Origin of the sequence: Pseudomonas sp. B21-031 (genome assembly GCF_024748985.1) — a bacterium.
GTDB classification, from domain to species: Bacteria; Pseudomonadota; Gammaproteobacteria; order Pseudomonadales; family Pseudomonadaceae; genus Aquipseudomonas; species Aquipseudomonas kermanshahensis.
Genome location: NZ_CP087181.1, coordinates 637,213 through 649,687, shown reverse-complemented (window position 1 = coordinate 649,687; position 12,475 = coordinate 637,213). Strand labels below are relative to the sequence as shown.

Sequence of the window (12,475 nt, the reverse complement as noted above, 5' to 3'; positions counted from 1 at the left end):
GCATGCACGTGTCTGTCTCAGCCCCCCATTCTGCGTCATACTCGGCAGACCTATTGCCCGGTCTCCACCATGCGTCCACTGCTCCCTGTCACCCTGATCCTGTTGCTCGCCGCGTGCGGAGATGGCGAATCGCTACTGCCTCCGGACGCGCGCCTGCCCGACGGCGGGCGTTACCGGGGCGAGGTGGTCAATGGCCTGCTGCAAGGCGAGGGCCGCATCGACTACCCCAATGGCAGCTGGTACGCCGGCAGTTTCAAAGACGGCCAATGGCATGGTCAGGGCGAGTGGCACGGCCAAAACGGTGAGGTCTACCGGGGCCAGTTCGCCGAAGGCCTGTTCCAGGGCCTCGGTGACCTGACTACACCGGGCAGCCACTATGCCGGCACCTTCAGCCACGGCCGACGTGACGGTGAAGGCACCCTCAAGCAAGCCGACCAGACCTACCGCGGCCAGTTCAAGGACGACCAGTACGAAGGCGCAGGCGAGCTGGAGCTGGCCGACGGCAGCCGCTACCAGGGCCTGTTCGCCAAAGGCAAACCGAACGGTGCCGGCGTGCGCAGCGACGCCAGCGGCAACCAGTTCAGCGGCCGTTTCGTCGATGGCCTGCTGCAAGGCAGCGGCACCTACGACAGCGTCGACGGCGAGCAGTACATCGGGGAGTTCAAGGACAACCGCCTGGAAGGCCGCGGCCGCTATGAAAGCGCCGAAGGTGACGTGTGGATCGGCGAATTCAAAGATGGCTCACTGGTGGGCGAAGGTGAACTGCTCGGCAGCGACGGCAGCCATTACAAAGGCGGTTTCGTTGACTGGCACTTTTCTGGCCAAGGCAACCTGCAACTGGCCGACGGCAGCCAGTACATCGGCGCCTTCGAAAACGATGCCTACCATGGCAAAGGCCGGCTGACCCTGAGCAACGGCAAGGTCGAGGGTGGCACCTGGGTCAATGGCGTACGCGTGCGCGACGAAAAGGGCACGCTGTTGCCCGACCCGCTGGACCTGGCCCTGCTCAACCAGGGCCGCCTGCTAGAGGACGCGCTGGCTCGGGTACCGCCTACTGCGCCGGCCATCCAGTTATACAGCCTGGTCGTGGCCGGCGATGGCCAGCAAAGCGTGTTCCTGCGCGAAGCCGACTATGTCAGCAACATGCTCAAGGTCCGTTTTGGCGCCCGCGGCCAGGTCACCCTGGTCAACCATCGGGACCACATGGCCAGCCGCCCCATGGCCACCCGCGAGAACCTCACCCGCGCCGCCCGTACCCTGGCCGAACGCAGCGGCCCCGAGGACCTGGTGTTCATCTACCTCACCAGCCACGGCAGCCACGACCACCAACTGGTGCTCGACCAACCCCGTCTGCAACTGGCCGACCTGTCCGCCGACGAGCTGGCCAGTGCCCTGGTACCGCTGAAAGAGCGCGACAAGGTAATCGTCATCTCGGCGTGCTATTCAGGGGGCTATATCGCGCCGCTCAAAGACGATCGCACGGTGATCATGACCGCCGCCCGCGCCGATCGGGTGTCGTTCGGTTGCTCGGAAGAAGCCGATTTCACCTACTTTGGCGATGCCCTGTTCGCCGAGGCGCTGAACCAGACCGACGACCTGAAACAGGCGTTTGAACTGGCACGCGCCAGCGTTGCCGAAAGAGAACGAAAGGAAGGTTTCGAAGCCTCTGAACCGCAGCTTTGGGCGCCGCCAGCAGTACTGGCACACTGGAAGCACCTACGCCGGCAACAGGCCGAGGAAGCGCTACGTAATGCTGCACAAGCAACGGTGGAGCAGCAGGCAAAAAAGCCCGGCAACCACTAAGCTTGTGTGTAACAAGGGAGAGACATCATGTATTTGACGCCTCAGCATGTCCTGCTTGCCGGTGCCACGGGTCTGACGGGTGAACACCTGCTCGACCGCCTACTCAACGAACCGACCATCAGCCGGGTGCTGGCCCCTACGCGCCGGCCGCTGGCCGAACACCCGCACCTGGAAAACCCAGTGGGCGACCCGGCGGTGTTTCTCCCGCAGCTGGCCGGGCGTGTCGATATTGCCTATTGCTGCCTGGGCACCACGCTCAAACAGGCCGGCTCCGAATCGGCTTTCCGCGCCGTCGACCTGGACATGGTCGTGGCCTTCAGCAAGCGCGCCCGGGAACTCGGTGCGCGCCATTTGCTGGTTGTCAGCGCAGTCGGCGCCGACCCTAAATCATCGATCTTCTACAACCGCGTCAAGGGTGAAATGGAGGAAGCGCTGAAGGCCCAGGACTGGCCACAACTGACCATCGTCCGCCCGTCGGTGCTGCTGGGCGATCGCATTGAGCCGCGCTTTGGCGAACAACTGATTTCGCCGCTTTCCAAGCTGATACCTGGGAAGTATCGGGGTATCGAGGCGTGCACCCTGGCACGGGCGCTGTGGCGCCTGGCGCTGGAGGAAGAAGACGGGGTGCGGGTGATCGAGTCGGATGAGCTGCGCCGCCTGGGCAAAAACTAGCGTCGCACGTGCCGCACGGATTACGCGTTAATACCGTAATCAAAGCCCGCCGGTGGCCTGGAAGCCGACGCCTGCTGCCGTCAGCAACGACAACGGCAGCAGCAACGTATCCAGCAACAGGCTACCGGGCAGATCCAGACCTGGGTAGGCCGGCGCCAGCGCACCGAAATGATCTTTAGGGCAGCATCCGCCGTTCATCACATACAGGTCCAGCCGCGTACCGGCATACACCACCGGCGCGCCTGGCTTGTTGGCATCCAGCGTGCGTACTGTGGCGCAGCCACTGAGCAGCGCCAGCGCCACCAACCCCGACAGTGCTCGCTTCAATCATCCGCCCCAAAGTGATGTTCACCCCAACGCGGCAGCATGTCCTGAGGGATGTCCAGCAGGTTGAGAATGCGCGCAACGACGAAATCGATCAGGTCGTCGATGGTCTGCGGCTGATGGTAGAAGCCCGGCGCTGCTGGCAAGATCACGGCGCCCATCTGCGACAGCTTGAGCATGTTCTCCAGGTGGATCGTCGAGAACGGGGCTTCACGCGGTACCAGGATCAACTGGCGGCGCTCCTTCAACGTGACGTCGGCGGCCCGCTCGATCAAGTTGTTGCACGCACCGGTGGCAATCGCCGACAAGGTACCCGTGGAACACGGCACCACCACCATCGCCGCCGGTGCGCCAGAGCCCGAGGCCACCGGCGACATCCAGTCTTCCTTGCCATACACGCGGATCTGGCCGGCGGCAGCGCCGGTGTATTCGGTCAGAAACGCCTGCATCGCCTGGGGCTTGGGCGGCAGCAGCACATCGGTTTCGGTGGACATCACCAGCTGCGCGGCCTTGGAAATGAGGAAATGCACCTCGCGGTCCTCACGCACCAGGCAATCGAGCAGGCGCAGGCCATATTGAGCGCCAGAGGCGCCCGTCATGGCCAGGGTGATGCGCTCCGGCCCGCTCACTTGAGCGCCTCGGCCAATTTGCCGTGCAGGCCGCCGAAGCCGCCGTTGCTCATGATCACCACATGGGTGCCCGGCCGTGCCTGGCCCTTGATGCGCTCGATGATCGCTTCAAGGCTGTCGGCAACCACGCTCGGCACGGTGCACTGGGCTGCCGTGGCGGCCAGGTCCCAGCCCAGGTTAGCCGGTGCGTACCAGATGACCTGGTCGGCATCGTTGACGCTTTCCGGCAGGCCATCACGGTGGGCACCCAGCTTCATCGAGTTGGAGCGCGGCTCGATCACCGCAATCACCGGCGCTTCACCTACGCGCTTGCGCAGGCCGTCGAGGGTAGTGGCGATGGCAGTCGGGTGGTGAGCGAAGTCATCGTAGATGGTCACGCCCTGCACTTCAGCGACCTTCTCCATGCGCCGCTTGACGCTCTTGAAGGCGCTCAACCCGGCGATACCCATGGCCGGCACTACACCGACATGGCGGGCCGCAGCCAGGGTTGCCAAGGCATTGGCGACGTTGTGCTGACCGGTCAGCGCCCAATCGACCACGCCCTGTGCCTCGCCCTCGAACAGCACTTCGAAGCGCGACCCATCGGGGCTGAGCAGGCGTGCCTGCCATTGGCCGCCTTCACCGGTGGTTTGCACCGGGGTCCAGCAACCCATGCCGATGACCCGCTCCAGCGCGTGTTCTGTGGTCGGATGGATCACCAGGCCTTCGCTCGGAATCGTGCGCACCAAGTGGTGGAACTGGCGCTCGATGGAGGCCAGATCGGGGAAGATGTCCGCGTGATCGAACTCTAGGTTGTTGAGAATCGCGGTGCGCGGGTGGTAGTGGACGAACTTAGAGCGTTTATCGAAGAACGCACTGTCGTACTCGTCGGCCTCGACCACGAAGAACGGGGTGTCGCCCAAGCGCGCGGACACCGAGAAGTTCTGCGGCACGCCGCCGATCAAGAACCCAGGGCTCATGCCGGCATGCTCCAGCACCCAGGCCAGCATGCTGCTGGTGGTGGTCTTGCCATGGGTACCGGCAACGGCCAATACCCAGCGGCCCTGCAGCACATGGTCAGCCAGCCACTGTGGGCCAGAGACATAGGGCAGGCCCTTGTTCAACACGTATTCCACCGCCGGGTTGCCCCGCGACATGGCGTTGCCGACCACCACCAAGTCAGGTGCCGGGTCTAGCTGAGCCGGGTCATAGCCCTGGGTCAGCTCGATGCCCTGGGCTTCGAGCTGGGTGCTCATCGGTGGATAGACATTGGCATCTGAGCCGGTGACGCGGTGGCCAAGCTCTTTCGCCAGGACCGCCAGGGAACCCATGAACGTGCCGCAAATACCGAGAATGTGAATATGCATGGTCGACCTCGCAAAACATCGAGGCAGGGTAGCCCAGGGCGCGGGAAATCGCACCCGCTGTTTCGCTCAGCCGACCCGGGCGATGCCGTGTTTGCGCAGTTTTCGATACAAGGTATTTCGGCTGATGCCCAGGTGCTCGGCAACGCGGGTCAAGTGCCAGCGGTTTGCCTCCAGTACCATTAAAAGTGCCTGGCGCTCGGCATCTTGCAGGAGCGGCCTGGGGTCGAGATCGAGCTGTGAGGTGGTACCGCTAATACTGCTGAGAGCTTGGGGCCGCTCTGCGGCACTTTCGCGACACAAGGCCGCCCCTACACTGAACATGGCAGGCAGGTCAGAAACTTCAATGCAGCCGTTATCGCATAGCGCCACCAAAGTGCGCAGCACATTGCGCATCTGCCGCACGTTGCCGGGCCAGGCGAATTCCAGCAGCGCCTGGCGTGCGCGTGGCTCGATATCGATCACGAGCCCCTGGGCCTCCTGACGCAGCAAAAAGTCCAGCAACTGGCCCTTGTCACTGCGCTCACGCACCGAGGGCAAGGCCACCTCCAGCCCGTTCAGCCGGTAATACAGGTCTTCGCGGAAGCTGCCCTGCGCCACCCGCTCCAGCAGGTCACGGTGGGTGGCACTGACGACGCGCACGTCCACGGCCTGGGGCTCGCCGCCAATCGGCACCACCTGGCGCTCTTCCAGTACCCGCAACAGCCGCGTCTGCAAGGCCAGCGGCATGTCACCAATCTCGTCCAGCAACAACGTGCCGCCGTCGGCCTGCAGCAGCTTGCCGCGCATGCCTTCCTTGCGCGCGCCGGTAAAGCTGCCACCGCGATAACCGAACAGCTCGCTTTCGATCAGGCTCTCTGGGATCGAGGCGCAGTTGATCGCCACGAACGGCTTGCCGCGACGCTGGCTGGCCTGGTGCACGGCCTGCGCGAATGCTTCCTTGCCGCAACCGGTCTCGCCACGCAACAGCAGCGGCACATCACGCTCGAATACCCGCACGCAGCGGCGGAAGTCGTTTTGCAACGCCGGGTCGAGCAGGCAGATGCCTGGCGCTTCAGCACGCTGGGGCTGGGGCTGGCTGAGCGGTACTGACCAGACCGGCGTACGCGCCTGGCCTCGCAGGCTGGCAAACACCTGGCGGCCGTCGCGTGTCTGCAACGGCCAGACGGTACTGCCGCCCGGCACGGCGCGGCTGAACAGTTCGTCGTGGCTGCAGGCAAAAAACCGCTCCACCGGTTGCCCCAGTACGCCGCCGCGAACAGTGCCCAACAGGTTGAGCGCGCTCTGGTTGGCGGCGCAAATCCGCCCGTCACTCCCAAAGGCCAGCAAGCCCTCGCTGAACAAGCCGACCGATTCGGCCTGCAAATGAAAGCGCAGCAGCCACTGCTGCTGAAAATGACGCAGGAAATAACAGCTCTCGATCATCTTCGCCGAGAGGTTGACCAAGGCCATGGTGTGGAACTGGCTCTGCCGCGACACATCGGGCCGCGCCGACGACACGTCGAGTACCGCCAGCAGTTCGCCATGCGGGTCGAACACCGGGCTTGCCGAGCAGGTCAGGCCGGTGTGGCGGCCACGAAAGTGTTCGTGCTGATGAATGGTCAGGGCCTGGCGCTCGACCAGGCAGGTGCCGATACCGTTGGTGCCTTCGCGCGCTTCGCTCCAGTCGGCGCCCAGCCACAGCCCTGCCCGTTCGAAGATGCGCCGCTCGCTGGGGGCGCTGACACAGTTGAGGATCACCCCGCGGGCATCGGTCAGCAGCACCGCATGGCCAGCGCCAGAGAGCTGCTGATGCAGGCTGTTCATCTCGGCGTCGGCAATTTTCAGCACCTGGTGCAGGCGCTCGCGGGTTTCCAGCAAGCGCCCGTGTTCAAGCACCACGGGGGCCTCGATCAGCGTCGGGTCGAGGTGGTAATCCTCGAGGCAGCGCAGCCAGGACCGGGCGATCGCCGGGTCACTGCCGCCCGCCCCGGCTTCACCGTGGGCAACGGTATGCACTTGCTGGGCATGGCGACTCAAGTGATTGCTCTGCATGTGTTGTGGTTCTCCGCAGATCGAGCGTTCAGCCAGCATCCTCCACCCGGCAGGCCTTTGCAATGCACCTGCCGGCAGCGTGTCGCAAATGGCACAAAGTGTCACACAGGCCGTACCACAGCTGGCACAGCGGCGCTTCAAAGCCCCTGAAAATTACCCTAAGTGCTTGATTTAGCTGAACCTCAAAACACTGGCCCAACCTTTGCTCTACGCTTTTCAACTCCCTAACAAACACAATAGCCAGGAGATACACCATGCGTTACGCACATCCCGGTACCGAAGGCGCGAAGGTTACCTTCAAGAGCCGCTACGGCAACTACATCGGTGGTGAATTCGTAGCTCCGGTCAAGGGGCAGTACTTCGAAAACACCTCCCCGGTGAATGGCAAGCTGATCGCAGAGTTTCCCCGCTCCACTGCCGAAGACATCGACAAAGCCCTGGATGCCGCCCACGCCGCCGCCGATGCCTGGGGCCGCACGTCCGTTCAGGACCGCTCCAACGTGCTGCTGAAAATCGCCGACCGCATCGAGCAGAACCTTGAAGTCCTGGCCATTACCGAAACCTGGGACAACGGCAAGCCCATCCGCGAAACCCTCAACGCCGACATCCCGCTGGCGGTCGATCACTTCCGTTACTTCGCCGGTTGCATCCGCGCCCAAGAGGGCGGCGCCGCCGAAATCAACGAAGGCACCGTCGCCTATCACATTCACGAGCCTCTGGGCGTGGTCGGGCAGATCATCCCATGGAACTTCCCGCTGCTGATGGCCGCGTGGAAACTCGCCCCGGCCCTGGCCGCAGGCAACTGCGTGGTCCTCAAACCCGCCGAGCAGACCCCGCTGGGCATCACCGTACTGCTGGAGCTGATCGGTGACCTGCTGCCCAAAGGCGTGCTCAACGTCGTCCAAGGGTACGGCCGCGAAGCGGGCGAAGCGCTGGCCACCAGCAAACGTATCGCCAAAATCGCCTTCACCGGTTCGACCCCGGTCGGCTCGCACATCATGAAATGCGCCGCCGAAAACATCATCCCGTCCACCGTCGAGCTGGGCGGCAAGTCGCCTAACGTGTACTTCGAAGACATCATGCAGGCCGAGCCAAGCTTCATCGAGAAGGCCGCCGAAGGCATGGTGCTGGCATTCTTCAACCAGGGCGAAGTGTGCACCTGCCCGTCGCGTGCCTTGGTGCAGGAGTCGATCTACCCGCAGTTCATGGAAGTGGTGATGAAGAAGGTCCTGCAGATCAAGCGTGGCGATCCGCTGGACACCGACACCATGGTCGGCGCCCAGGCGTCGCAACAGCAGTTCGAGAAGATCCTATCGTACCTGGAAATTGCCAAGGAAGAAGGCGCCGAGCTGCTGACCGGCGGCAAGGTGGAAAAACTCGAAGGCGCGCTTTCGACCGGTTATTACATCCAGCCGACCCTGCTCAAGGGCAACAACAAGATGCGCGTGTTCCAGGAAGAAATCTTCGGCCCGGTGGTCAGCGTCACCACCTTCAAGGACGAAGCCGAAGCCCTGGCGATTGCCAACGACACCGAGTTCGGCCTGGGTGCCGGTGTGTGGACCCGCGACATCAACCGCGCCTATCGCATGGGCCGCGGCATCAAGGCTGGCCGCGTGTGGACCAACTGCTACCACCTGTACCCGGCGCATGCCGCGTTTGGCGGTTACAAAAAGTCCGGCGTTGGGCGTGAGACCCACAAGATGATGCTCGATCACTACCAGCAGACCAAGAACCTGCTGGTGAGTTACGACATCAATCCGTTGGGCTTCTTCTAAACCTGGGATAACTGCGGGGGCTGCTTTGCAGCCCACCGCAGCGGTTCATCGCCACTACAAGCCAGTGCGATTCCCGTGCACGAACCGCTCTGGCTCGCTTCCTGCAGTACCTATCACCATGGGCTGGAAGTCCCTCCGGCCACCAAGAAAAACAACAGGTGAAACTATGCCAAGCGATCATTCCGGTAATGTGCCGGCAGGCTCTTCTGTCGACTTCGAAAAAGTCGGTTCGGACTATTTCCAGCAACGTGAACTGAAAAAAGGCGCAGCCGGCTGGGTGCTGTTGGTTGGCCTCGGGGTCGCCTATGTGATCTCCGGCGACTACGCCGGGTGGAACTTCGGCCTGGCCCAAGGCGGCTGGGGCGGCATGTTCCTCGCCACCCTGCTGATGGCCACCATGTACCTGTGCATGTGCTTCTCGTTGGCCGAGCTGTCGTCGATGATCCCCACTGCAGGCGGCGGCTACGGCTTTGCCCGCAGCGCCTTTGGCCCATGGGGCGGTTTTCTTACCGGCACGGCCATCCTCATCGAATATGCCATTGCCCCGGCGGCCATCGCCGTGTTCATCGGTGCCTATTGTGAGTCACTGTTCGGCATCGGCGGCTGGGTCATCTACCTGGCGTTCTACATCGTGTTCATCGGCATCCACATCTTCGGCGTCGGCGAAGCGCTGAAGCTGATGTTCATCATCACCGCCATTGCCGCCATTGCCTTGGGCGTGTTCCTGGTGAGCATGGTGCCCCATTTTGATGCAGCCAACCTGTTCGACATCGCCAAGACCGACGCCGCCGGCGCCAGCAGTTTCCTGCCGTTCGGCTATGTCGGCGTGTGGGCCGCAATCCCGTACGCCATCTGGTTCTTCCTCGCCGTCGAAGGCGTGCCGCTGGCCGCCGAAGAAACCAAAAACCCGAAACGCGACCTGCCCCGCGGCCTGATCGGCGCGATGCTGGTGCTGCTGGCCTTCGCCCTGCTGATTCTGGTGATCGGCCCTGGCGCGGCGGGCTCCGAAGCGCTCAAGGCCTCCGGTAACCCACTGGTCGAGGCACTGTCCAAAGCCTATGGCGGCTCCACCTGGATGGGCAGCTTCGTCAACCTGGTCGGCCTGGCTGGCCTGATTGCCAGCTTCTTCTCGATCATCTATGCCTACTCGCGGCAGATCTTCGCGCTGTCCCGGGCCGGCTACCTGCCGCGCAAACTCTCCGAGACCAACAAAAGCAAGGCGCCGGTCCTGGCCCTGATCATCCCCGGCCTCATCGGTTTCGGGCTGTCGTTGACCGGCCAGGGCGACCTGCTGATTCTGGTCGCAGTGTTCGGCGCCACGCTGTCCTACGTGCTGATGATGGCTGCACACATCACCCTGCGCATCCGCCGTCCGAAAATGGAACGCCCGTATCGCACCCCGGGCGGCATCTTCACCTCGGGCGTAGCCCTGGTACTGGCGTGCATCGCCGTGGTGGCGGGCTTCCTGGTCGACCCGCGGGTTGTGATTGGCGCGGCGGTGATCTATGGAGTATTAATTGCCTACTTTGCGTTCTACAGCCGCCACCACCTGGTAGCGGGCACACCGGAAGAGGAATTCGCCGCGATCCAGAAGGCCGAAGAGGCCTTGCACTGATCGCCGACACCCGCCGCGGGCCAGCCCCGCGGCGCTCTGGAGAATCTGTATGGCAAGTTTCGTACACACGGTAGGCCACCTGGTCTACCGCTTCGACAGCCTCAAGGACGTGATGGCCAAGGCCAGCCCCGCGCGTTCTGGGGATTTCCTGGCCGGTGTCGCCGCCAGCAACGACGGTGAGCGGGTCGCCGCACAGATGGCCTTGGCCAACATCCCGCTGACGCACTTTTTGACCGAGGCGCTGATCCCCTATGAAGAGGACGAGGTCACCCGCCTGATCATCGACACTCACGACGCCCAGGCCTTCGCACCGGTCAGCCACCTCACCGTGGGCGGCCTGCGCGACTGGCTGCTCAGCGAAGAAGCCGACGAAGACAGCCTGCGCGCGCTGGCGCCGGGCCTGACACCGGAAATGGCGGCGGCGGTGTCGAAGATCATGCGCGTGCAGGACCTGATCCTGGTGGCGCAAAAAATCCGCGTGGTCACCCGCTTCCGCGGCACCATGGGCCTGCGCGGGCGCCTGTCGACCCGCCTGCAACCCAACCACCCGACCGACGAACCCGCTGGCATCGCCGCCAGCATCCTCGACGGCCTGCTGTACGGCAACGGCGACGCCATGATCGGCATCAACCCGGCCACCGACAGCATCGCCTCGATCTGTGCGCTGCTGGAAATGCTCGATGCAATCATCCAGCGCTACGACATCCCCACCCAGGCCTGCGTGCTGACCCACGTCACCACCTCGATCGAAGCGATCAACCGTGGCGTGCCGCTGGATCTGGTGTTCCAGTCGATCGCCGGCACCGAAGCTGCCAACGCAGGCTTTGGCATCAACCTCAACGTGCTGCAGGAGGGTTACGAAGCGGGCCTGTCGCTCAAGCGCGGCACCCTTGGGCAAAACCTCATGTATTTCGAGACCGGCCAGGGCAGCGCCCTGTCGGCCAACGCCCACCACGGCGTCGACCAGCAGACCTGTGAAACCCGTGCCTACGCCGTGGCCCGGCACTTCAAACCGTTTCTGGTCAACACCGTGGTCGGTTTCATCGGCCCGGAGTACCTGTACAACGGCAAGCAGATCATCCGTGCCGGCCTCGAGGACCACTTTTGCGGCAAGCTGCTGGGCGTGCCGATGGGTTGCGACATCTGCTACACCAACCACGCCGAAGCCGACCAGGACGACATGGACACCCTGTTGACCTTGCTGGGTGTGGCCGGGATCAACTTCATCATGGGCATCCCCGGCTCCGACGACATCATGCTCAACTACCAGACCACGTCGTTCCATGACGCGCTGTATGCGCGCCAGACCCTGGGCCTGAAGCCCGGCCCCGAATTTGAAGCATGGCTGGCGCGCACCGGCATTTTTACCCAGGCCGATGGCCGGGTGCGCTTTGGTGACAACCTGCCGCCGGCGTTCCGCCAGGCGTTGGCACAGCTTGCATAGGGATGACCATGGACCCTCGCACCGTAACCCCCGACAACCCCTGGCTGGCCCTGCGTACCCTGACCCCGGCGCGTATCGCCCTGGGCCGCACCGGCACCAGCCTGCCGACCGGCGCACAACTGGACTTCCAGTTCGCGCATGCCCAGGCCCGTGATGCCGTGCACCTGCCCTTCGACCATGCCGGGCTGACCGCCCAGCTCAGTGACCGCGGGCGCGACAGCCTGGTGTTGCACAGCGCCGCCCACGACCGCGACCAATACCTGCAGCGCCCGGACCTGGGTCGGCGGCTGAACGAAGACTCGATCGAAACCCTGCGCCAGCATGCCCAGGCCAACCCGGGCGGTGTCGACCTGGCCATCGTCGTCGCCGACGGCCTCTCAGCCCTCGCCGTGCACCGCCATACCCTGCCGTTTCTGACCCGTTTCGAGGAACAGGCCGCCGCCGACGGCTGGACCAGCGCCCCGGTGGTGCTGGTGGAACAGGGCCGCGTGGCCGTGGCCGACGAAGTTGGCGAACTGCTCGGCGCACGGATGACTGTGATGCTGATCGGCGAGCGCCCGGGCTTGAGCTCGCCCGACAGCCTCGGCCTGTATTTCACCTACGCGCCGCGGGTCGGCCTGACTGACGCCTACCGCAACTGCATCTCCAACGTGCGCCTTGAGGGCCTGAGCTATGGCATGGCGGCCCACCGCTTGCTGTACCTGATGCGAGAAGCGTGTCGCCGGCAGCTTTCTGGGGTGAATCTGAAGGACGAAGCCGAGGTCCATAGCCTGGAGAGCGGTACCCCCGCCAGCCAAAAAGGAAACTTTCTGCTCGGAAAAGGGTAAAAATCATGT

At 63.7% G+C, this 12,475-nt stretch carries 10 protein-coding genes; 6 read left to right on the top strand and 4 right to left on the bottom strand.

From position 1 onward, the window contains the following. The first annotated feature begins 69 nt into the window (after positions 1-69). Together LOY53_RS02955 and LOY53_RS02950 are read left to right on the top strand one after the other, a co-directional pair. Complete coding sequence (locus LOY53_RS02955; RefSeq protein ID WP_258703573.1) at positions 70-1,803, top strand: C13 family peptidase; 1,734 nt, start codon at positions 70-72, stop codon at positions 1,801-1,803. Positions 1,804-1,830: 27 nt separating this feature from the next. After that, entirely contained in the window at positions 1,831-2,475 is a 645-nt protein-coding gene (locus LOY53_RS02950) for an oxidoreductase (protein ID WP_027594940.1), read from the top strand. 39 nt (positions 2,476-2,514) lie between these two features. Here the strand turns inward: LOY53_RS02950 and LOY53_RS02945 are convergent, their stop codons facing one another. The 4 genes from LOY53_RS02945 to LOY53_RS02930 all read right to left on the bottom strand — a co-directional run bounded on the left by LOY53_RS02945 (position 2,515) and on the right by LOY53_RS02930 (position 6,805). Further along, positions 2,515-2,802: a YceK/YidQ family lipoprotein gene (locus LOY53_RS02945; RefSeq protein ID WP_027594939.1), complete on the bottom strand. Its 288-nt coding sequence runs from the start codon at positions 2,800-2,802 to the stop codon at positions 2,515-2,517. Continuing rightward, positions 2,799-3,428 (bottom strand): flavin prenyltransferase UbiX, encoded by a 630-nt coding sequence (ubiX, locus tag LOY53_RS02940; RefSeq protein WP_085274004.1) that lies wholly within the window; start codon positions 3,426-3,428, stop codon positions 2,799-2,801. Before ubiX ends, LOY53_RS02945 begins: the two co-directional genes overlap by 4 nt. After that, positions 3,425-4,774 (bottom strand): UDP-N-acetylmuramate:L-alanyl-gamma-D-glutamyl-meso-diaminopimelate ligase, encoded by a 1,350-nt coding sequence (mpl, locus tag LOY53_RS02935; protein ID WP_252826585.1) that lies wholly within the window; start codon positions 4,772-4,774, stop codon positions 3,425-3,427. Before mpl ends, ubiX begins: the two co-directional genes overlap by 4 nt. Before the next feature lie 66 nt (positions 4,775-4,840). Beyond that, positions 4,841-6,805, bottom strand: coding sequence for a sigma-54-dependent Fis family transcriptional regulator (locus LOY53_RS02930; RefSeq protein WP_258703572.1), 1,965 nt, complete (start codon positions 6,803-6,805; stop codon positions 4,841-4,843). 254 nt (positions 6,806-7,059) lie between these two features. Here LOY53_RS02930 and LOY53_RS02925 point away from each other — a divergent pair, with 254 nt between their 5' ends. From LOY53_RS02925 to eutC, 4 genes are all read left to right on the top strand, one after another. Continuing rightward, a complete protein-coding gene (locus LOY53_RS02925) occupies positions 7,060-8,580 on the top strand; it encodes an aldehyde dehydrogenase family protein (RefSeq protein WP_099452783.1) in 1,521 nt (506 codons plus the stop codon). 166 nt (positions 8,581-8,746) lie between these two features. Next, positions 8,747-10,195, top strand: a complete 1,449-nt coding sequence (gene eat / locus LOY53_RS02920) for an ethanolamine permease (RefSeq protein WP_027594934.1) — start codon at positions 8,747-8,749, stop codon at positions 10,193-10,195. A 49-nt stretch (positions 10,196-10,244) separates the two neighbouring features. Continuing rightward, positions 10,245-11,639 carry an ethanolamine ammonia-lyase subunit EutB gene (locus tag LOY53_RS02915; RefSeq protein ID WP_027594933.1) on the top strand — a complete coding sequence of 465 codons (1,395 nt, stop codon included), beginning with the start codon at positions 10,245-10,247 and terminating at the stop codon, positions 11,637-11,639. A gap of 8 nt (positions 11,640-11,647) precedes the next feature. After that, positions 11,648-12,466 (top strand): ethanolamine ammonia-lyase subunit EutC, encoded by an 819-nt coding sequence (eutC, locus tag LOY53_RS02910; RefSeq protein WP_252826581.1) that lies wholly within the window; start codon positions 11,648-11,650, stop codon positions 12,464-12,466. The last annotated feature ends 9 nt before the right edge of the window (positions 12,467-12,475 follow it).

Bases quoted from the DNA above. Each gene is read 5' to 3' on its own strand.
- LOY53_RS02955 (WP_258703573.1), top strand. From the start codon at position 70: ATGCGTCCACTGCTCCCTGTCACCCTGATCCTGTTGCTCGCCGCGTGC.
- LOY53_RS02950 (WP_027594940.1), top strand. From the start codon at position 1,831: ATGTATTTGACGCCTCAGCATGTCCTGCTTGCCGGTGCCACGGGTCTG.
- mpl (WP_252826585.1), bottom strand. From the start codon at position 4,774: ATGCATATTCACATTCTCGGTATTTGCGGCACGTTCATGGGTTCCCTG.
- LOY53_RS02930 (WP_258703572.1), bottom strand. From the start codon at position 6,805: ATGCAGAGCAATCACTTGAGTCGCCATGCCCAGCAAGTGCATACCGTT.
- LOY53_RS02925 (WP_099452783.1), top strand. From the start codon at position 7,060: ATGCGTTACGCACATCCCGGTACCGAAGGCGCGAAGGTTACCTTCAAG.
- eat (WP_027594934.1), top strand. From the start codon at position 8,747: ATGCCAAGCGATCATTCCGGTAATGTGCCGGCAGGCTCTTCTGTCGAC.
- LOY53_RS02915 (WP_027594933.1), top strand. From the start codon at position 10,245: ATGGCAAGTTTCGTACACACGGTAGGCCACCTGGTCTACCGCTTCGAC.
- eutC (WP_252826581.1), top strand. From the start codon at position 11,648: ATGGACCCTCGCACCGTAACCCCCGACAACCCCTGGCTGGCCCTGCGT.